21 protein-coding genes are annotated in these 20,113 nt (G+C 65.3%); 8 read left to right on the top strand and 13 right to left on the bottom strand.

Features of this window, described 5'->3' with window-relative positions:
- A partial coding sequence (locus KBZ15_RS04035) for a peptidylprolyl isomerase (RefSeq protein ID WP_255013580.1) occupies positions 1–524 on the top strand: 524 nt, incomplete at its 5' end.
- A gap of 49 nt (positions 525–573) precedes the next feature.
- Here KBZ15_RS04035 and KBZ15_RS04030 read toward each other — a convergent pair.
- From KBZ15_RS04030 to gap, 3 genes are all read right to left on the bottom strand, one after another.
- Entirely contained in the window at positions 574–933 is a 360-nt protein-coding gene (locus KBZ15_RS04030; RefSeq protein ID WP_255013577.1) for a type II toxin-antitoxin system PemK/MazF family toxin, read from the bottom strand.
- A complete protein-coding gene (locus KBZ15_RS04025; protein ID WP_255013575.1) occupies positions 933–1,184 on the bottom strand; it encodes a CopG family ribbon-helix-helix protein in 252 nt (83 codons plus the stop codon). The genes KBZ15_RS04030 and KBZ15_RS04025 overlap by 1 nt, the downstream gene beginning before the upstream one ends.
- 168 nt (positions 1,185–1,352) lie before the next feature.
- Positions 1,353–2,375, bottom strand: a complete 1,023-nt coding sequence (gene gap / locus KBZ15_RS04020; protein ID WP_254930176.1) for a type I glyceraldehyde-3-phosphate dehydrogenase — start codon at positions 2,373–2,375, stop codon at positions 1,353–1,355.
- 191 nt (positions 2,376–2,566) lie between these two features.
- Between gap and murC the strand changes: the two genes are divergently transcribed.
- Genes murC through KBZ15_RS04005 form a run of 3 tightly spaced genes read left to right on the top strand, consistent with a single transcriptional unit; the run spans position 2,567 to position 5,306 of the window.
- On the top strand, positions 2,567–4,012 hold the full coding sequence (gene murC / locus KBZ15_RS04015; RefSeq protein ID WP_255013572.1) for a UDP-N-acetylmuramate--L-alanine ligase: 1,446 nt from the start codon (positions 2,567–2,569) through the stop codon (positions 4,010–4,012).
- A 5-nt stretch (positions 4,013–4,017) separates the two neighbouring features.
- Positions 4,018–4,929: a UDP-N-acetylmuramate dehydrogenase gene (murB, locus tag KBZ15_RS04010; RefSeq protein ID WP_255013570.1), complete on the top strand. Its 912-nt coding sequence runs from the start codon at positions 4,018–4,020 to the stop codon at positions 4,927–4,929.
- Positions 4,930–4,964: 35 nt separating this feature from the next.
- On the top strand, positions 4,965–5,306 hold the full coding sequence (locus KBZ15_RS04005) for a YbaB/EbfC family nucleoid-associated protein (protein WP_197152711.1): 342 nt from the start codon (positions 4,965–4,967) through the stop codon (positions 5,304–5,306).
- Positions 5,307–5,325: 19 nt separating this feature from the next.
- On the opposite strand, the gene rsgA is transcribed toward KBZ15_RS04005, so the two are convergent.
- From rsgA to grpE, 4 genes are read right to left on the bottom strand one after another with little or no spacing between them, the layout of a single operon-like run.
- Positions 5,326–6,405, bottom strand: coding sequence for a ribosome small subunit-dependent GTPase A (gene rsgA / locus KBZ15_RS04000; RefSeq protein WP_255013566.1), 1,080 nt, complete (start codon positions 6,403–6,405; stop codon positions 5,326–5,328).
- Positions 6,395–6,655: a sulfurtransferase TusA family protein gene (locus KBZ15_RS03995; RefSeq protein WP_255013563.1), complete on the bottom strand. Its 261-nt coding sequence runs from the start codon at positions 6,653–6,655 to the stop codon at positions 6,395–6,397. Before KBZ15_RS03995 ends, rsgA begins: the two co-directional genes overlap by 11 nt.
- Positions 6,652–7,770, bottom strand: coding sequence for a molecular chaperone DnaJ (gene dnaJ / locus KBZ15_RS03990; protein WP_254930171.1), 1,119 nt, complete (start codon positions 7,768–7,770; stop codon positions 6,652–6,654). The genes KBZ15_RS03995 and dnaJ overlap by 4 nt, the downstream gene beginning before the upstream one ends.
- A complete protein-coding gene (gene grpE / locus KBZ15_RS03985; protein ID WP_396123396.1) occupies positions 7,770–8,435 on the bottom strand; it encodes a nucleotide exchange factor GrpE in 666 nt (221 codons plus the stop codon). Before grpE ends, dnaJ begins: the two co-directional genes overlap by 1 nt.
- Before the next feature lie 124 nt (positions 8,436–8,559).
- Between grpE and KBZ15_RS03980 the strand changes: the two genes are divergently transcribed.
- Genes KBZ15_RS03980 through KBZ15_RS03970 form a run of 3 tightly spaced genes read left to right on the top strand, consistent with a single transcriptional unit; the run spans position 8,560 to position 12,388 of the window.
- Positions 8,560–10,038, top strand: coding sequence for a GspE/PulE family protein (locus tag KBZ15_RS03980; protein ID WP_255013558.1), 1,479 nt, complete (start codon positions 8,560–8,562; stop codon positions 10,036–10,038).
- Between the two features lie 7 nt (positions 10,039–10,045).
- Positions 10,046–11,125, top strand: a complete 1,080-nt coding sequence (locus KBZ15_RS03975) for a type IV pilus twitching motility protein PilT (protein WP_255013555.1) — start codon at positions 10,046–10,048, stop codon at positions 11,123–11,125.
- A gap of 3 nt (positions 11,126–11,128) precedes the next feature.
- Positions 11,129–12,388, top strand: coding sequence for a type II secretion system F family protein (locus KBZ15_RS03970; RefSeq protein WP_255013554.1), 1,260 nt, complete (start codon positions 11,129–11,131; stop codon positions 12,386–12,388).
- A 15-nt stretch (positions 12,389–12,403) separates the two neighbouring features.
- On the opposite strand, the gene KBZ15_RS03965 is transcribed toward KBZ15_RS03970, so the two are convergent.
- Positions 12,404–13,669 (bottom strand): aminoacetone oxidase family FAD-binding enzyme, encoded by a 1,266-nt coding sequence (locus KBZ15_RS03965; RefSeq protein ID WP_255013552.1) that lies wholly within the window; start codon positions 13,667–13,669, stop codon positions 12,404–12,406.
- Between the two features lie 35 nt (positions 13,670–13,704).
- Here KBZ15_RS03965 and dusA point away from each other — a divergent pair, with 35 nt between their 5' ends.
- On the top strand, positions 13,705–14,730 hold the full coding sequence (gene dusA, locus KBZ15_RS03960; protein WP_255013549.1) for a tRNA dihydrouridine(20/20a) synthase DusA: 1,026 nt from the start codon (positions 13,705–13,707) through the stop codon (positions 14,728–14,730).
- Positions 14,731–14,758: 28 nt separating this feature from the next.
- On the opposite strand, the gene KBZ15_RS03955 is transcribed toward dusA, so the two are convergent.
- The 5 genes from KBZ15_RS03955 to nusB form a co-directional block, all read right to left on the bottom strand.
- Positions 14,759–15,310 (bottom strand): RNA-binding protein, encoded by a 552-nt coding sequence (locus KBZ15_RS03955; protein WP_255013548.1) that lies wholly within the window; start codon positions 15,308–15,310, stop codon positions 14,759–14,761.
- Between the two features lie 90 nt (positions 15,311–15,400).
- Positions 15,401–16,795, bottom strand: coding sequence for an argininosuccinate lyase (gene argH, locus KBZ15_RS03950; protein ID WP_255013547.1), 1,395 nt, complete (start codon positions 16,793–16,795; stop codon positions 15,401–15,403).
- A gap of 32 nt (positions 16,796–16,827) precedes the next feature.
- Positions 16,828–18,186, bottom strand: a complete 1,359-nt coding sequence (locus KBZ15_RS03945; protein WP_255013546.1) for a PP2C family protein-serine/threonine phosphatase — start codon at positions 18,184–18,186, stop codon at positions 16,828–16,830.
- Entirely contained in the window at positions 18,183–19,520 is a 1,338-nt protein-coding gene (gene ftsY, locus KBZ15_RS03940; RefSeq protein ID WP_255013544.1) for a signal recognition particle-docking protein FtsY, read from the bottom strand. The genes KBZ15_RS03945 and ftsY overlap by 4 nt, the downstream gene beginning before the upstream one ends.
- A gap of 7 nt (positions 19,521–19,527) precedes the next feature.
- Positions 19,528–20,088, bottom strand: a complete 561-nt coding sequence (gene nusB, locus KBZ15_RS03935; protein WP_255013583.1) for a transcription antitermination factor NusB — start codon at positions 20,086–20,088, stop codon at positions 19,528–19,530.
- Positions 20,089–20,113 lie beyond the last annotated feature (25 nt).

Below are 20,113 nucleotides of genomic sequence, written 5' to 3'. Positions count from 1 at the left end.
CCGTGATCGACGGCTACAACGCCCCGCTCACGGGCGGCGCCTTCGTGGATCTGGTGCAGCGCAAGTTCTATGACGGCCTTCCCTTCACCCGGGCCGAAGACTTCTACGTGCTCCAGAGCGGCGATCCAAAGGGCGAGGCCATGGGCTATGTGGATCCGAAGAGCGGCGTGGAGCGGCACGTGCCACTAGAGATCCGCATCACCGATGATCCCGAGCCGATTTACAACCAGACCTTCGAGGACGTCGGCCGTTACAAGGCGGAACCGGTGCTGCCCTTCGCCACCTACGGCACCCTGGGCTGGGCCCACTCCGACGGGAACCTCGACGACGGATCATCCCAGTTCTTCTTCTTCCTGTATGAGCCGGAGCTCACCCCCGCCGGCCTCAACCTGGTGGATGGGCGCAACGCGGTGTTCGGCTATGTGGTGGAAGGGATGGACGTACTCGAGGAGCTCGGCGTCGACGACCGAATCGTTTCGGCCCGGGTGATCGAAGGCGCAGACAACCTCCAGCCCCACGCCTGAGCGGCGAGGGGGTGGGCCGGCCCGGGGATCACGTCAATGGATAGGGGTATCAGCCGCCGCCAGGGCGCAGGTCGCTGGGCATCAGCCCCAGGGCCAGAGCGCCGCGCTGCCTCAGCTGGGCCAGCAAGCCGGGCTCCAGCCGCCCGAACGGCTCCCCCAGCAGGCTCACCAGCAGACAGGTGAGCTGATCGCATAGGGCCAGGCTGTCGATTTCCAAGCCATTGGCCGGCGTGACCTTAATCACCACTCGCAAGGGAAGACTGCGGGAGGAGAGATCTGAGCTGAGCGGAACGACGAGGACCGTCGAGCGGCCTGGGTAAGCGGGAGAGAGCACAACTACAGGGCGTCGTTTGCTGTCGCGCAGCAGGGGGTTGCGAGGCCAGGTGCAGAGATCACCGGGGCTGGGCATCACGCTGGCAAGGGGCTGAGGGCGGCTGCTTCGCGGGCCGCGACCAGAGCATCCGGCGGCTGGATGGTCTGCGATGGATCCGCCTCGGCTTCGTTGAGCGCGGCATAGGCCTCGCCGAGGCGGCGCTGCCACTGCAGGTCGCGCCACTGGCGCACGGCTTCAGCAATGGCAGCAGAGCGGTTGGAGCCCGATCGGTCGACAAACTCAAGCAGCTCATCATCCAGGGTGATGGAGATCTGGCGCGCGACCATGGCCATATAAAAGCTGATATGAAACCTATCAGGCTTGATCCTTTGGCGGTGGCCGGCTCCCTTGTGAGCCAGCATCTCGAGAAGCAGCTATTGAAACGGCAAACGAATCAATCCGCAGCAAAAAGCCGCCCCGAAGGACGGCCCGCACAGATCAGGCTGGGCCTGAACTCACTGCCACTTCTGGGCCACGATCTCGGCCAGATCGACCACCCGCTGGCTATAGCCCCACTCGTTGTCGTACCAGGCGATGACCTTCAACATGTTGCCGCCCATGACCAAGGTGAGCTCGGAGTCGATGATCGCCGATTCGTCGGTGCCGGCATGGTCGCTGGACACCAGGGGCAGGTCGCAGTACTTGATGATGCCCTTCATGCCGTTTTCTGATGAGGCCTTGAGCAAGGCATTTACCTCCTCCTTGGTGGTGTCACGGCTGATATCGAGCACCATGTCAACCACCGACACGTTCGGGGTGGGCACGCGCATGGCGATGCCGCTCAGCTTGCCCTTCATCGGCGGATAGACCAACGCCACCGCCTGGGCAGCCCCAGTGCTGGTGGGCACAATGTTGACCGCCGCGGCCCGGGCACGGCGCAGATCGCGGTGGGCTGCATCGAGAATGCGCTGGTCACCGGTGTAGCTGTGGGTGGTGGTCATCGTGCCCTTGACGATGCCGAACTCCTGATCCAGCACCTTGATCACCGGGGCCATGCAGTTGGTGGTGCAACTGGCGTTGCTGAGGATGTCCCAGTCTTCGTGGCGGTATTGGTCGGCGTTAACTCCAACCACGAAGGTGCCGACTTTTGCCCCCTTTCCGGGTGCGGTGAGAATCACCTTTTTGGCGCCGGCTTCGAAGTGCTTACTGGCGCCCACATCGTCGTTGAAGACGCCGGTGGACTCAATCACCAGATCCACACCCCACTCCTTCCAGGGAAGGTTGGCGGGGTTGCGGTCATAGAAGACCTTGATCTCCTTGCCGTTGACGAAGATGGCGTTGTCGGTGGTGGTGACATCGACGCCCCGCAGGGGGCCCAGCATCGTGTCGTACTTGAGCAGGTGGGCATTGGTGGTGGTGTCACCGGAGCCGTTGAGACCTACCAGCTCGATGCCGGTGTTGGCACCGCGGCTCAGCCAGCAGCGCAGGAAATTGCGACCGATTCGCCCAAATCCATTGATCGCAACGCGCAGGGTCATGGGCCGAATACGGCAAAAGCCGCTAGCTAAGGTGGTTTTGGCTGCAGATCATACAGAAATTAAGTCGCCGAACCCTCTTGCCGAAGGGAATCCGGCCATGGACCATGGCCAAACGCGCAGCAACTCGTAAAGGTCGAGAAGCTGTTGCCCGTTTAATTTCTTGCCCACCGGGCCCTGATCAGGATCTGACCTTGCCGCCGCTGCTCGATCGCCACCAACCACTGCACTTCATCGGAGTTGGTGGCATCGGCATGTCTGCCCTGGCAGGGATCCTGGCGGAGCGGGGCTATGCGGTGAGCGGTTCCGATCCCCGCGACCACGCCGTGTTGGACCGGCTGCGCCGGCTGGGGGTGCGGGTCTTTCTGGAACAGAGCGCCACCACCGTGGCGGCAATCCGTAGCGGCACCTCCGTTTCCCCCCTGGTGGTGATCAGCTCAGCGGTGCCGGAAACCAACCCCGAACTGGCTGAGGCGCGCCGGATGGGTCTGGCCATCTGCCATCGCTCCGATGTGCTGGCCGCCCTGATCAACAGCCAGCCCTCGATCGCCGTGGCGGGCAGCCACGGCAAAACCACCACCAGCAGCCTGATAGCCACCTTGCTGGCGGCCACCAACCACGACCCCACCGCCGTGATCGGGGGCATCGTGCCGGCCTTCGGCAGCAATGGCCGCCATGGCAAAGGCCCCCTGCTGGTAGCTGAGGCCGATGAATCCGATGGCTCCCTGGTGAAATTCAAGCCCTCCCTCGCCGTCCTCACCAACGTTGAGCTGGATCACACCGACCACTACCCCAACCTCGAAGCCCTGATCACCACCCTGCAGAGGTTTGCCGGCAAAGCCGAGCGGCTGCTTGCCAACCGGGATTGCCCCACCCTGCGGGATCAATTCCAGCCAAGCCACTGGTGGTCGATCGAATCGCCCGAGGGGGTTTCCTTTGCCGCCATCGCCCGGGAGCAGCGCGGTGACGGCACCCTGGCCGACTTCTACGAAGACGGCGAGGTGGTGGGATCGTTTGAGCTGCCCCTGGCCGGCCGCCACAACCTCAGCAACGCGGTTGCGGCGATGGCCGCCTGCCGGCTCGAGGGGGTGTCGTTTGCCGAACTCGCCCAGGCGATGGCCGCCCTGCAGACCCCCGGCCGGCGTTTCGATTTTCGCGGCATCTGGGAGGGGCGGCTGGTGGTCGACGACTACGCCCACCACCCCAGCGAGGTGGCTGCCACCCTCGCTATGGCACGCCTGATGGTGGACAGCGGCCGCAGCCCCTTGCCGGTGCCCCCCCGGCGCCTGGTGGCGGTGTTTCAGCCCCATCGCTACAGCCGCACCGCCCAGTTTCTAGATGGCTTTGCTGCGGCCCTGGTCGAGGCCGATTCGGTGCTGATCGCCCCCCTCTACGCCGCCGGGGAAGCGCCGATCCAGGGCATCAACAGCGCCGCAATCGCCACGGCCCTGCTCCAGCTGGATCCGGGCAAGCCCGTGCTCGTAGCCGCCAATCTCGAGGAACTGGCGGCCCAGGTCGTGATTGCCAGCCGGGAGGGTGACCTGGTGCTGGCCATGGGCGCCGGAGATGTCAATGGCCTCTGGGACCAGCTCTGCCAGCGCCCACCAGCGGCTGGCAGCGACGCTCCCCTGGCCGCCTGAGCACGATGGCCCCGGCTCCCAGCTGGCCCCTCGCTTTACGCCAAGGGGTCGCGCTGGCCAACTTCACCAGCTGGAAAGTGGGGGGGGCTGCCGAATGGCTCGCCGAGCCAGGCAACCAAGCGGAGCTGGTGGCCCTGGCGGCCTGGGCCCAGGCCCAGGCCATGCCCCTGCGGTGCATTGGGGCAGGCTCAAACCTGCTGATCGCCGATGCCGGGCTGGCGGGCCTCACCCTCTGTAACCGCCGCCTGCAGGGCAGCAGCCTCGATGCCAGCACCGGCCTGGTGGAGGCCGAGGCCGGCGAGCCGATCCCCACCCTGGCCCGCAAGGCGGCCCGCCTGGGCCTCAGCGGCCTGGAGTGGGCCGTGGGCATCCCCGGCACCGTGGGCGGGGCCGTGGTGATGAATGCGGGCGCCCAGGGGGGCTGCACGGCCGAGTGGCTGAAGTCGGTGCGGCTGGTGGATCCCACCAGGCACGAAGCTCCTTTTGATCTGCCTGCCAAAGCCCTCGAGTTTGCCTACCGCCACAGCCGCCTCCAGGCGGAGGCCTGGATTGTGCTCTCGGCTCGCTTCCAGTTGGAGGCCGGCCACGACCCCGCCGCAATCACGGCCCGCACCAGTGCCAACCTGCACAGCCGCACCAGCACCCAGCCCTACCAGCAACCCAGTTGCGGCAGCGTATTTCGCAATCCAGAACCCCACAAAGCCGGCCAGCTGATCGAGGCCCTGGGGCTCAAGGGCCTGCAGATCGGCCAGGCCCAGGTGTCGCCGATCCATGCCAATTTCATCGTCAACACGGGCCAGGCCACGGCCGCCGACATCAGCGCCCTGATCGAGGAGGTGCAGCGCCGGGTGATGACAGGCCGCGGGATTGCACTCCACCCCGAGGTGAAGCGACTGGGCTTCGGGCCAGGGGGCTGAAGGGCCTCTAGCCTGCGCAAAGCAACTCCCTGGGCATGGCTGGCTTCGGACTCCCCAACTTCGGTCAGCTCACCGAAGCCTTCAAGAAAGCCCAAGAACTCCAGCAGAACGCCCAGAAGCTGCAGGAGGAGCTCGACGCCATGGAGCTGGAGGGCCGCAGCGCCGACGGCCGGGCAAGCGTGTGGCTCTCCGGCAACCAGCAACCCCTGCGGGTGCAACTGGCCCCGGAGCTGCTGGCAGAAGGGGCCGCCGCCAGCGAGGCGGCCGTGCTGGAGGCCCTGCAATCGGCCTATGAGCTCTCTACCGGCACCATGAAGGGCCGCATGGAGGAGCTGACCGGCGGACTCAATCTCAATCTGCCAGGCCTGGGGGGCTGAACTCGGACTGGCTTTCGCGCTACGAATCGCCTTCGGAATCGCGCTCCAAATCACCTTCAGATTCGCCATCCGCTTGCCCCAAGGACTCCCCGTCCAGCACCTGCTGGCGCTGGAGCCGCCGGGATGGCTGGCGCAGGTGGCTGGCCAGCCCAGAGCCCCCAGAGCGATTGGAGCGCTCTGCCTGCCGACCTGCCTGCCGACCGCTCTGGCCAGCAAGATCACCCAGGCACTGGCTGTAAAGCGGGTAGCGCTCCCAGTCGACCCCAACTGCACAACCTGGATCGCCCAGGTGCAGGCAGTTCTTAAAACGACAACATCCTGCCTCCAGACGCCTGCGTATTTCCGGAAAGAGGGGGCCCAAATGGATGGCCTCGCCAGGCAGCTCTGGCCGGTTGAAGCCAGGTGTGTCGGCCATCAGGGCGCCTGGAGCCAACTGGAAAAGCTCCACGTGGCGGGTGGTGTGGCGCCCCCGCTGCAGCCGCCCCGACACCGCCGCCACCCTCAGGCCCAGCTCCGGGCAGAGGGCGTTGAGCACGCTGCTCTTGCCGACGCCGGAGGGGCCACACAACACGGCAATGCCCGGCTCGCGCAGCCGCTGGCTGAGCCGCTCCAGCCCCTGGCCGGTCTGGATCGACAGCGCCAGGGCCTCGTAGCCCCAGGCGCCAGCCCGCCGGCACCAGTCAGCGGCGACCGCTGGGGACACCAAATCGGCCTTGGAAAACACCAACAGCACCGGCCGGCCCGTGGCCTCGGCCGTCAACAGGAAGCGGGTGAGCTGCAGGGGGTCAAGCTCGGGCTCGGCCAGGGCAACCACCACCACCACCCGGGCCACGTTGGCCACCGCCGGCCGCTCCAGCAGGCCGTCGCGGGGCTCCAGAGCCGCCACGGCCCCCCGGCCCGCCGGCCAGTCGATACCCTCCAGCCAGACGTGATCCCCCACGGCGATGGTCTGGCCGCTCTTGCCAAGCCGGGTGCGTCGGGTGCAGAGCAGGCGGGTGGTCCCGCTGGAGCCGGGCTGGTCCAACTCCACCCAGCAGTAGTTGGCGAGCAGGGAAACCACCAGCCCGCTCAGGCGCAGGGGTTTTGGCTCAACCGCCATGGCACAGCACCAGCAGGCGCACCGCGCCCTCCTGGTGGGGGTGGGCCCGGCATTCAACCCGGTGGCCGGCGCTGATCAGGCCTTCGCTCACCAGCTGCTGGGGCTCTCCCCCATCGAGATCAACCCAGAGAAGCTCTCCGGAGCCAAGCCGTTCGAGGGCCAATTTGGTGCGGATGAAATTGAGCGGGCAGGGGGTACCGCGCAGGTCGAGCTGGGCCGCCGGAGCCGATGGGTCGGGGCCGGCTGTCAACCGAATAGGCCTCCGAACAGACCACTCTTGTGGGGATGCCTCTGGCCCTTGCTGGTGTGGTGACCGGCCAGCTGTTCGAGCAACTGCCGCTCCTCCCCATTGAGCTTGGTGGGCAGCTGCACCTTGACGCTGAACAGGTGGTTGCCTCGGGCCACCGGATTGCCGAGCTTGGGAACCCCCTTGCCCTGCAGGGTGATCACGGCTCCGGGCTGGGTGCCGGCGGGAATTTCCAACTGCTCATGACCATCGACCGTAACCACCTCGATGGTGTCGCCCAGGATTGCCTGGAGGTAGTTCAGCGTCACCTCCGAATGGATGTGGATGCCATCGCGGCGCAGGCCCGGAGCCGACTGAACGGTCAGAAACACATAGAGATCGCCGCTGGGGCCGCCCCGCTGGCCAGCATTGCCCTCGTTGGCCACCCGCAGCCGGGTGCCCGAATCCACGCCGGCGGGGATGTTGATCCGCAGCTTTTTACGCACCTGCTGCAGCCCCTGGCCGCCGCAGGCATTGCAGGGGTCGGCAATTACCTGGCCGCTGCCCTCACAGGTGGGACAGGCCGCCACCTGGGTGAAGTTACCGAAGGGCGTGCGGGTAGCCCGGCGCACCTGGCCAGAGCCGCCGCAGGTTCCGCAGGTGGTGGGGCCACTGCCCTGCTTGGCACCGGTGCCCTTGCAGGTGTCGCAGGTTTCGAGATGGCGGATCTGCACCTCCTTCTCGATGCCAAACACCGCTTCCTGGAAGCTGATGGTGAAATCCAGGCGCAGGTCGTCGCCCTGGTTGGGCCCTCGCCGCCGGGGGCCCTGGCCAGGAGCCGCCCCGCCAAAACCACTGAAAAAGGTCTCAAACAGGTCGGCAAACCCACCCATGTCGCCCATGTCGGGCATACCGCCGCCGCCGCCCAGGCCCGCCTCGCCGAACTGGTCGTAGCGGCCCCGGGTCTGGGGATCGCTGAGCACCTCGTAGGCCCGACCGATCTCCTTGAACCTGTCCTCGGCACCAGGGTCCTTGTTGACGTCAGGGTGGTACTGGCGCGCCAGCCGCCTGTAGGCCCGTTTGAGAGTGTCGGGATCGGCATCACGAGCAACGCCAAGCAGGTCGTAGTAATCGGCCATCAGCCGTTGTGCTCCTCAGGCGCGCCTGGGCCAGCTGGGGCGCCCTCGCCGGAATCGGCCGGGCCTGGCCCCATGGAAACCTTTACCAGGGCATGGCGCAGCACCCTGCCGTTGAGGTGGTAACCGCGCTGCAACTCCTCAATCACCACATCCTCGGGGTGGGCGTCGCTGGGCTCCCGCAGCACCGCCTCATGGAGGCTGGGATCAAAGGGCTCCCCTTCGACCCGCATCGGCGACACACCCAGCTGTTTGAACACGTCCACTAGCTGCTTGTAGAGACCCTGGTAGCTGCGATGCAGGGTCTGAGCTTCCTCATGCTGGGGATTGAGCTGCTGGCGAGCCCGATCGAAGTTGTCGACCACCGGCAGGATTTCACCGAGGGTGGAGCAGGTGATCTGGAGGCGCAGGTCGTCGCTGTCGCGACTCTGGCGCTTGCGGAAATTGTCAAAATCGGCGGCCAATCTCATGTATTGGCCACTGAGGGCCTCATGCTCGGCCTTTAGGGAAGCCAGTTTCTCCTCCAGCTCAGAAGCCGGATTTTCCCCGGCGGAGGCGGCAGGGTGGTCTGCACCGGCTCCAGGATTGGTATCAGCCGGCATCGAAGCGGGCATGGGGCTTTCTCCTGGCAGGGAGCTGTCTCCTGGCAGGGAGCTGTCGCCGCTCATGGAGGGGTCGCCGCTCATAGAGGTGTCACCGTTCATGGCTGACAAGATCAGACTTTAGTTTTAGACATGTTGAAGCTCCAGGCCCACCTCCCACAAGCGGCGGAAGCCCGCACCTCCTGACGCCATGAGCTCCACACCGTCGCGTCCAGGCCAATTGCTGCCCCCCAGTTCGCCACCGGCTGCGACCCGATCCCTGACCCAGGAGCTGGGGATCGCCAGCTCGGGCCAGGGCCAGCTCCAGGAGATTGCCGAAATTGAAGATCTGGAGACCAGCGCCGCCGCGGGGGGCAGCGGCACGGCCTCGCCAATCATCAGCCTGGTGGACCGAATCCTGATCGAAGCCCTCACCTCCGGGGCGAGTGACATCCACGTCGAACCCCAGGAAAACACCCTGGAGGTGCGCTTCCGCCTCGACGGCGTGCTGCAAAAGCAGTTTGAAGACCTGCCCAAAAGCCTCACTCCGGCGGTCACCTCCCGCATCAAGATCATGGCTGAGCTCGACATAGCCGAGCGTCGCCTGCCCCAGGACGGCCGCATCCGGCGCATGTTCAGGGGTCGGAAAATGGATTTCCGCGTCAGCACCCTGCCGGGGCGCAACGGCGAGAAGATCTGCCTGCGCCTGCTGGACAGCGGGGCCACCCAATTGGGCCTGGACACCCTGATAACCGATGGGGAGGCCCGCCAGACCCTGCGGGAGATGGGCTCCAAGCCCTACGGCATGCTGCTGGTCACCGGGCCAACTGGATCTGGCAAATCCACGACCCTCTACGCACTGCTGGCCGAGCGCAACGATCCGGGGATAAATATCTCCACGGTTGAAGATCCAATCGAATACACCCTGCCTGGCATCACCCAAACCCAGGTCAACCGCGATAAGGGCTTTGACTTCAGTACGGCCCTGCGCGCCTTCATGCGTCAGGACCCGGACGTGCTGCTCGTTGGCGAGACCCGCGACCTGGAAACGGCAAAAACAGCTATCGAGGCGGCCCTCACAGGCCACCTGGTGATGACAACCCTGCACTGCAACGATGCGGCCAGCGCCATCGCACGCCTCAGTGAGATGGGCGTCGAACCCTTCATGGTGAGTGCTTCCCTGCTCGGAATCGTCTCCCAGCGCCTGGTGCGCCGGGTATGCCCAGCCTGTCGAATCAGCTATGAACCCAGCCCCGAGGAACTGGCCAGATTTGGCTTAATGGGAAGCAACGAGACCCATGTCACCTTCTACAAAGCAAACACCCAAGGCCGCAGCGATCACAACCGCTGCAGCAGCTGCAACGGCGCCGGCTACAAAGGCCGCGTCGGTGTGTACGAGATTCTGCGCATGACCGACGGGCTTGCGGCTGCGGTGGCCAAACATGAAAGCACCGATGTGCTGAGGCGAATGGCCATAGAAAACGGCATGAAAACCCTGCTGGGCTATGGACTCCAGCTGGTGCGCGATGGCCACACAACCCTGGGCGAAGTTGAACGCATGTTGTTGACCGATTCCGGCCTGGAGTCAGAGCGGCGGGCGCGATCATTGAGCACCCTTACCTGCACAAGTTGCGGCGCTGGCCTGCACGATGAGTGGCTCGAATGCCCCTACTGTCTGACTACTCGCTGACCTACCCATGGCCGTAATGATCGAAGAGCTAATGGGCCAACTGGTTGCCGATGGGGGCAGCGATCTGCACATCAGCGCCGGCCAGCCGCCCTATGGAAGGTTCAATGGCCAACTCAGGCCCATGCAGGCTGAAATCCTAGAAGAAGAAGCCTGCAACAGGCTTATCTTTTCGTTGCTGAACAACTCACAGCGAAAACAACTGGAACAAACCTGGGAGCTCGATTGCGCCTATGGCCTCAAAGGCCTAGCCCGCTTCAGGGTCAACGTCTATCGACAGCGGGGCAGCTATGCCGCCTGCCTGAGGGCCCTGGCCAATAAGGTGCCATCGCTCGAGAGCCTGGGGCTTCCGCCGATCGTTGAGGAAATGAGCCACACGCCAAAGGGGCTGATCCTGGTGACAGGCCCCACGGGCTCGGGCAAAACCACCACCCTCGCGGCCATCCTGGAGCACATTAATCAAACGCGTGCCGAGCATATTCTCACCATTGAAGACCCTATCGAATTCACCTATAAGCCAGCTAAAAGTGTCATCCACCAACGCCAGGTAAACGACGATACCCGGAGCTTTTCAAATGCACTGAGGGCAGCTCTTCGCGAGGATCCAGATGTGATTTTGGTTGGGGAACTGCGTGACCTCGAAACCATCCAGCTGGCCATCACAGCCGCCGAAACTGGTCACCTCGTCTTCGCAACCCTGCACACCAGCTCGGCCGCCCAAACCGTCGACCGGATGGTTGATGTATTTCCAGCCAGCCAACAAACCCAGATCCGGGTGCAACTGAGCACCAGCCTGGTGGCGGTCTTTGCCCAAACCCTTTGCAAACGCCAGCACCAGGGCCCTGGCGAGAACGGCCGGGTACTGGCCCAGGAGATCATGATCAACACCCCGGCAACGGCAAACCTGATTAGGGAAGCAAAAACGGCCCAGCTTTATTCCCAGATCCAAACAGGGGGACAACTGTCCATGCAAACCCTGGAGAAGGCCCTTGCCAATCTGGTACTAAGTAACCAGATCAGCCTGGATACGGCCCTTTTAAAATCATCAAGACCTGAAGAACTCAAACGGCTTGTGAGCCAATTGGGCTGATCCATGCCGACCTTTGCCGCCACCTACATCAACCCCCGGGGGAAAGCGGCTGTCATCGACGTCGAGGCGGCGGATCCAAGCCAGGCAAAACGCTCCCTGCGCCTGCGCGGTATCCGAGCCACCGAGATCAAACAGAAAACAGAGACATCGGTCAGTGCATTCAATGCCAAAGCACTCCTGAATCAGAAGCTGAACTTCTCACGCTTCAGCGAACTGATCGAGACCAGGCCAGGCATCAAGGACAAAGCTGTTTTTGCAAGCAAGATGGCCGCCCTAGTGAATGCTGGCGTTCCGATTGTGCGCAGCATTGATCTGATGGCAGGCCAGCAGAAGCTGCCGATGTTCAAGCGTGCACTCGAATCGATCAGCCTGGAGGTGAACCAGGGCACCTCGCTTGGTGAAGCCCTAAGACGTTGGCCCAAGGTTTTTGACAAGCTCACCATCGCCATGGTGGAAGCTGGGGAAGCAGGCGGAGTGCTGGATGAATCCCTCAAACGGCTTGCCAAGCTGCTGGAGGACAATGCCAAACTTCAAAATCAGATCAAAGGTGCCATGGGCTATCCCGTGGCGGTGCTTTTTATAGCCGTCGCCGTATTCCTGGGCATGACTATTTTCATCATTCCCACCTTTGCCGGTATTTTTGATGGCCTCGGCGCTGAGCTGCCCTGGTTTACCCAGGCCATGGTGAACCTGAGCAGCCTGCTGAGATCTCCATTCACCCTTTATTTGGCAGCCGGCTTGGCGATCTTTATTTATATCTTTGGCAGGCTTTATGCGACGCCGCCAGGAAGGCGCCGGGTTGATTTATTGATTCTCAAACTCCCCCTCTTTGGCGAGTTGATTCAAAAATCAGCCACAGCCCAATTTTGCCGCACCTTCAGCTCCCTTTCGCGGGCGGGAGTGCCAATCCTAATGTCCCTTGATATCGTCAAAGAAATAACAAGTAATTCAATCATGGCTGATGCGATCAGCAGCAGTCGCGAGGGGGTCCTGCAAGGCATCCCCCTGAGCGTCGCCCTCGGCAACATGAAGGCATTCCCAGAGCTGTCGATCAGCATGATGTCCATCGGCGAAGAAACAGGCGAAATGGATACCATGCTTTCCAAGGTTGCCGACTTCTACGAAGACGAAGTTGGCGCCACAGTCAAGGCCCTAACCTCCATGCTCGAACCGGCACTGATCGTCGTAGTCGGCGGCATTGTCGGCTCAATTCTGCTGGCAATGTATCTGCCAATGTTCTCCGTATTCGATCAAATCAAATAGGCCCGAGCCAGTTTCTCAGGCCCTGGCCAAGGCCTGACCCACAAGCCAGCCACTGCTCCAGCAGTGCTGGAAGTTAAATCCACCGGTGACCCCGTCTATGTCCAGCAATTCGCCCACCAGGTAGAGGCCTGCCTGACGGCGGCTTTCCATCGTGGCCAGGTTGACCTCACCGAGGGGGATGCCCCCCGCCGTCACAAATTCTTCGCCGAAGGGTCCCCGCCCCGTCACGGCCACCCTGGTATCCCGCAGGGCCGTGATCAGCCCCTGCTGCTGACGCTTGGTCAGGTCGGCCCAGCGCTGCTGGGGATCGACCGCCTGGCCCTGGAGCAGGGCCAGCCAGAGGCGGCGACTCAACTGCGGCCAAGGCCGCCAGTTGGCCAGCTGGCGTTTGGCCTGGCCGAACTTGGCTTCGGCAAACATGGTTTCCAGCTCGGGCTGAGACTGGCCACCGGTCCAATCGAGCCGTAATTCGCCGCGGTAGCCGGCAACCTTGAGGGCCCGGGCTGCAAAGGCCGTCAGGCGCAGGGTGGCCGGCCCGGAGATGCCCCAGTGGGTGATCAGCACCACGCCCCGCTGGCGAAAACGGCTCCCGCCCGCACCGCCCGCCGGATCAGGGGGCAACTGCAAGGCCAGCTCCACCGGATCCATCACCACTCCAGCCAAATCCAGCAGGGGATCGCCAGCCATGGCCAGGGTGAACAGGGAAGCCACAGGAGGCACCAGCCCATGGCCCAGGCTCGCCGCCAAACGGCGGCCGCTGGGGTGGCTGCCAGTGGCCAGAACCAACCGCCCAGCTGTCATCTGCGGGCACTGGCCTCCGCGGAGCTCCAGGGCAAAGCCCCCGCCACTGGCCAGGGCAGCCCCCTGCAAACCCACTCCCGTATGGAGCCGCACGCCGGCCTGCAAGGCCGCCCGGCGCAGGCTGGCCACCACAGACTCGGAGCGGTTGGAGCGGGGAAACAGGCGGCCGTCTGCCTCCTCCACCAGCTCCAGCCCGTGCCGGCCAAACCAGGCCACCGCATCGCCGGGGCCAAAGCGGCCAAAGGGGCCCCGCAGGGCCTGGCCGCCACGGGGGTAATGGCCCACCAGGGCCTGGGGATCCCAGCAGGCATGGGTGACGTTGCAACGGCCGCCGCCGCTGATCAACACCTTGTGCAAGGGCTCGCTGGTGGCCTCCAGCAGACAGATATCGCCCACCCCCGCTTCGGCGGCGGCGATGGCAGCCATGAAGCCCGCCGCTCCACCCCCTGCCACCACCACGGCGGCTTCGCTAGACGGCATGGCTAAGCAGCATCGCGGGCGGGCAGCATGGGGGCATGGGGCAGATCGATCCGGCCAGTTATCGCTTCAGTGTGGCTCCGATGATGGACTACACGGATCGACACTTCCGGGTGTTGATGCGCCAGATCAGCCGGCGCAGCCTGCTCTACACGGAGATGGTGGTGGCCCGGGCCCTCCATCACGCCCGCCTGGAACCGGGCTCCAGCCAGCCCGATGGCCGGCTGGAGCGGCTGCTGGGCTTTGATCCAGTTGAAAAACCCCTGGCCCTGCAGGTGGGGGGCGACGATCCGGCACTGCTGGCGGAGGCCGCCCAGTTGGCGGCCGACTGGGGCTACGACGAGATCAACCTGAATGTGGGCTGCCCAAGCGAAAAGGTACAAAAGGGCCGCTTCGGGGCCTGCCTGATGGCCGATCCGGCCCAGGTTGCCCGCTGTGTGGCCGCCATGGCCGCCGCCAGCCCCCTGCCGGTAACGGTGAAACACCGGATCGGCATTGACGAGCGCGACAGCTACGCCGAACTGCTTGGCTTCGTCGACTCGCTGGCGGCGGCAGGGGCCCAACGCTTTGCGGTCCATGCGCGCAAGGCCTGGCTGGCAGGGCTCGATCCCAAACAGAACCGCACGATTCCGCCCCTGCGCCCCGAGCTGGTGCACCAGCTCAAACGGGATCGGGCCGACCTCACGATCGAGCTCAACGGCGGGCTTACCAGCCTGGAAAGCTGCCTGGAACAACTCCAGCTGGTTGATGGGGCCATGGTGGGCCGGGCGGCCTACGGGCACCCGCTGCAGTGGGCGGGGGTGGATCGGCAGGTGTTCGCGGACGACAGCCAGCCCGAGGCCACCGCATCGAGTGTGGTGCGGGGCCTGATTCCCCATGCCGAGCGATGGCGCCAGCGAGGCAAACGGCTCTGGCCGATCGCTCGCCACCTGGTTCACCTGGTGGAGGGGGTGGAAGGGGCCAGGCGCTGGCGCCAGGGCCTCACCCGGGCCGCCGGCTGCCGAGATGCGGACCCCAGCGTGCTGGAAGCGGCGGCCCTCGCCCTGGAGGAGCGGGGCTATTAGGCGGGATCTGGCCAGCCGGCGCCCCTGCCTAGCCCTCGGCGCCCCCGTAATAGCTGCCACCGCCGGTATCGCCACCACCGGTATCCCCGCCACCGCTGCGGCGGCGACGGGTGCGGCCCGCATCAAAATTGTCGCTAGGGGCAGGGGCACCAGAGCCATAGCTGCGGTCTTCCCAGCCGCGGGCACCGGAGCCGCCGCCCCCAGTACTCCTACCGCCAGCTCCACCGCCACCGCCATTGCCGTAGCCGCCGCCACCCCCTCCATAGCCACCGCCGCCACCCCCGCCGCCGTTGCCGTAACCGCCGCGACGCTGGCCGCCACCCCCGCCCCCGCCGGCCCCGCGGGGCTCAGCCTTGTTGATGCGCAGGGGGCGCCCCATCAGCTCAGCCCCTTGCAGGGCGTCGATGGCCTTGATTTCGGCAGCGTCATCGACCATCTCGACGAAGGCGAAGCCGCGCTTGCGCCCGGTATCTCGCTCGAGGGGCAAGGAACAGCTGACCACGTCACCGAAGGGTGCAAACAGTTCCGCTACGTCGTCCTGCTCAGCGCGGAAAGGAAGGTTGCCGACAAAGATACTCACGAACCGAAGATCGACCGCGGGGCCGATGCATGTGGGCCCTTAGGCCGCTAACTCCAGCACCCTAAGACGCCCACCAAAAGCTGACGGCCCTCAGGAGTCAAGACGACTCCGAATTCGTTGCAGCTGCTGCTGCACCTGGTCAAACCCCGTACCCCCCTCACTGCGGCGTGCCGCCACCACCTGGCGGGGGGTGATCGCCGCGTGGATGTCGATTTCAAAAGCAGCATGAAGCAGCTGCCAGCGCTCCAGCGGCAAATCCCTCAGCAGAATCCCCTCCGCCAGGCAGTCCTTCACCAGGCCGCCCACCAGCTGATAGGCCTCACGAAAGGGCACCCCCTTCGCCACGAGGTAGTCGGCCACGTCGGTGGCATTGGAAAAGTCAGCCGCCACCGCCGCCTCGAGCCTCTCGGGCCGAAACTCCAAGCCCTCCTCAAACAGAATCGCCATGGCCTCAAGGCAATCGAGGCAGGTGCGCACCCCGTCAAACAGGGCTTCCTTGTCTTCCTGAAAGTCCTTGTTGTAGGCAAGGGGCAGGCCCTTGATCATGGTCAGCAGCCCCATCAGGTGGCCAAACACCCGGCCGCTCTTGCCACGCACCAGCTCGGCCACATCCGGATTCTTCTTTTGCGGCATCAGGCTGCTGCCGGTGGCGCAGCGGTCGGTGAGCCCGATGAAGCCAAATTCTTGGGAGGCCCAGAGAATCACCTCCTCGCTGAGCCGGCTGAGGTGCACCATCACCAGGCTCGCGGCCGCCATGAACTCCACCGCAAAATCCCGATCACTCACCGCATCGAGGCTGTTGGCATAGATGGCCTCAAAGCCCAGCTCGGCAGCCGTCTGGCGGCGATCGATCGGCACCGGCGTGCCCGCCAGGGCAGCCGCCCCCAGGGGGCAGCAGTTCACCCGGCCGCGCACATCGGCCAGGCGGGAGCGGTCCCGCTCGGCCATCTCGATGTAGGCCAGCAGGTGGTGGGCAAGGCAGACCGGCTGGGCCCGCTGCAGATGGGTGTAGCCGGGGATCAGGACGCTGCTGTGGAGCTCGGCCTGGACCAGCAGGGCCCGCTCGAAACGCAGCAGCGCCCCATCGATCGCATCGATCTGGCTGCGCAGCCACAGCCGCAGGTCCGTGCCCACCTGGTCGTTGCGGGAGCGGCCGGTGTGCAATTTCTTGCCCAGGCTGCCCAGCAGTTCGATCAGGCGTCGCTCCACGGCGAAGTGCACATCTTCGGCCTCCAGCCCGGGCTGGAAACTGCCGCAGGCCGCCTCGGCCCGCACTGCCTCCAGGCCCTCGATCAGTTGGAGCGCTTCGGCTTCGCTGATCACCCCACAGCTGCCCAGCATGCGGGCATGGGCGACGGAGCCGTCGAGGTCCTGCTGGAGCAGGTTGATGTCGAAACCAATCGATGCATTGAAGCGCTCAATGGCCGGATTCAGCCCCTGCTCAAAGCGTTGGCTCCAGTTGGACGCAGCTGGATCAATGGCCATTCGGGGCTGGGCACAGGGCGCAGGGCGGGGATTCAGCTTGGCAGCAAGGGCAGCATCAGCTCCTCCCGCACCTTCAGCACCACCATCGAGGCATCGTCGTCGAGCTGCCGTTCCGCCCCCACAAAGCGATCGAGCCGGGCAAACAGCTGGTCGAGAATCCCCTGGGCTCCAAGGCCGGCATGGCAGGCCGTCTGCAGCTGGCGGATCAGCCGCTCCTCATCGAAGCGTTCGCCGCTAAACCCGGTGGCCTCCGTGACGCCATCGGTGTAATAGAGCACCACATCGCCCGACTCCAGCACTACCTGCTCGATGCCGTAGTCAGCCTCGCTCTGCAGGCCGATCAGCAGGCCGGGGGCATCGAGACGCTCCACCTGGTTGCGCCGCCGCCGCCAGATCAGGGGCGGATTGTGGGCCGCATTGGCGAAGCGCAACCGGCGGGTTTTGGGGTCGTAATCGGAATAGAAGAGGGTGACGAAACGGTGCGAATGGGCCAGGTCTTCCTGGGCCAGCTGGTTGAGATCGTGAAGGATCCGTTCCGGGGAGTGGCCGCTCAACACCTCCGCCCGCAACATGCCCCTCAACAGGGTCATCAACAGGCCCGCGGGCACCCCCTTGCCCATCACATCTCCCATCACCAGGGCCCAGCGGGCCTGCTCACGGCGCTGGCCCTGCAACTGGGGGCGGGTGGGGATGAAGTCGTAGTAGTCCCCACCCACCTGGAAGGCGGGCCGGCAGCGGGCGGCCAGCTCGACTCCGTCGATCACGGGGCAGTGATCGGGCAGCAACTGGGCCTGGATCTCCGCGCCCGTACTGAGCTGGCGATCGAGGCGCTCATGGCGCCGCATGGTCTGCTGCAGGGCATCATTTTCCAGGGCCACGGCGCTGAGATCGGCCACCAGCTGCAGGTGGCGTCGATGCACCTCACTCCAGGCAAAGCCCTGGCGCCCACTAAAGACATAAAGCCGCCCCCGCTGCACGCTGCGGGCCATCACCGAGGTGGCAAACACCTGGCTACCGCCCAGCAAGCGGCCTACCCGCTGGTCGAGCAGGGTCAGCTCCCCATCCCCGAGGGCTGCCAGTTGACGCACCAGCTCGGCACAGCGATCCCCAGGCGATGCCTGGAGTTGCTCGCGCCAGATGCGGCCATCTTCGTGAAACACCACCAGCACGGCTCCCTCTGCCTCCACCAGCCGGGATGCCACCAGGGGCACCAGCTCCAGGAAGCGGCCCAGGTTGGTGAAGCTGCGCAGGGTGAAGGCCAGGGAGGCGAGCAGCTCCTGGTTGCGGCGCTGCTCCCGGCTGAGGCTGTCGAGTAACTGCCGCAGGGAAGCTGCCGCCGAGAGGGCCGGGCTGGCCTGCTGCGGGGGGCGCGGTGGCGGCTTGTTGCTCACCGAGCCAGGAGGGCCTCGACGAATTCAAAGCTGTTGAAGGGGCGCAGATCGCGAATACCCTCGCCGGCGCCGATGAAACGGATCGGCAGCCCCGCCTCCGATGCCACCGCCAGGGCAACGCCGCCGCGGCCACTGCCATCGAGCTTGGTGAGCACCACGCCGGTGAGGCCAGCCGCCTTGGCAAAGGCCATGGCCTGGCGCAGCCCGTTCTGACCCTGGCTGGCATCGAGAACCAACAATGACTCCACAACCGCCTCGGGAGCCAGCTTGTCAATGATGCGGCGCACCTTGGCCAGCTCCTCCATCAGGTTGTGCTTGGTCTGGAGCCGGCCGGCCGTATCAACCAGCACCAGCTCCGTGCCCTTGGCCTGGGCCGCACCGATGGCGTCGTAGACCACCGCCGCCGGATCGGCATTGGCGCTGGGGTTGGCCACCACCGGCACATTGCTGCGCTCGCCCCACACCTGCACCTGCTGCACCGCAGCGGCCCGGAAGGTGTCAGCAGCCGCAATCAGGCAGCTGTAGCCACTGCGCACGGCCAAATTGGCCAGTTTGCCCAGGGTGGTGGTCTTGCCGACGCCGTTGACACCCACCAGCAGCCACACATTGAGCTGCTGCCGCTGGGGAGCCAGCAAGGCTGCCGGGCTGGCCTGGATCGGTTTGTCGAGAATGGCGCGCAGCTGCTCCTTGAGAAAGCGCAGCCCCTCGCTGGGATCTACCACCTCCAGGTTGAGGCGCTGGCGCAGGGCATCGAGCACCTGGTCGGTGGCCTTCACGCCCACGTCAGCCCGCAGCAGGGTGGTTTCCAGATCGTCCAGCACCTCCGGAGTGAGGGGGTCATCGCCGAGCTTGTCGAGCAGCTGGGTGACAAAGCCCTGGCGGGTTTTCTCCAGGCCCCCGCGCAGGCGGCCGAGCCAGTCGATCTCCTCAAGTGACACCTGATCGGCGCGCTTGCCCTGGGCCGCCAGCACCTCGGCAGACCAGGTGAAGACGGTGTCGAAGTCACCCAGGCTGGGCTCGGGGCCTGGGGCGGCTTGCGGGGCTGCTGCGGTTTCAGGGGTAGCGACGCCGATGGCCTGCTGCCGTTCGGCCCTCTGGGCCGCCGCCTGCTCGAGCAGGGACAGGACGGGTGTCGGGTCTGGGGAGGGAGGCTCTGGGGAGGGAGGAGGTGCAATGGCCTCTGGTGGCGCCTCTTTGTGTTCCTCCTCCTGCTCCTGCTTCTGCTCCTCCTGCTGGGCCTTCAGCCGGGCGTAGGCCAGCCGGGCCCATTCCAGGGCGTCCTGGTTGGCGTCTGCTGGGTCAGGCCCAGTTCGGTTGAACCAGTCGTAAGCCATGGCGCCCTCAGGCTCCCGCCACCGCTCGGGCGGCGGTGAAACGGCGCAGCACCCCATTGATCATGCGGCGCCCCTGTTCGTCGCTGTAGCGATTGGCCAGCTCCACTGCCTCGTTGCAGGCCACCGCCGGGGGGGTCTGGAAGCTGTCGAGATCCACGGCGGCCAGACGCAGTATGTCGCGGTCGATGCGGGGCAGACGGGTGAGCCGCCAACCCTCCATCACCCCATCGAGCCGGCCATCGATCAGTTCGCGGTCGCGCAGCACGGCCTCCACCCGGGCGAGGGCTCCGCGGCGCACCTGATCCTGATCGGCCAGCAGCAGCAGCCGCGGCAACTCCAGGCTGGCGGAGAGGCGATTGATGGCCTGCTCGGCCGCCGCCAGGCCCGCATTTAGGTGCTGACGCACCCGCGGCAGCTGCTGCTCACCCTGCTCCTGCAGCTCACTGTCCAGTAACTGCTGCTGGGCGATCTGCAGATCCTCTGCGGATCGGTCAAGGGCATCGCGCACGTGCTGGCTCAAGGTGGCGAGCACCTGCTGCAGCAGGCCATCCATGGCGGTGGGCAGCACCGGCTTTGCGCCCCCGCGGTCGCTG

The sequence above is a fragment of the Cyanobium sp. BA20m-p-22 genome, from assembly GCF_024346275.1.
Lineage (GTDB): Bacteria > Cyanobacteriota > Cyanobacteriia > PCC-6307 > Cyanobiaceae > Cyanobium_A.
The sequence above is the reverse complement of the archived record's forward strand: the minus strand, read 5'-3'. Positions and strand labels throughout refer to the sequence as shown.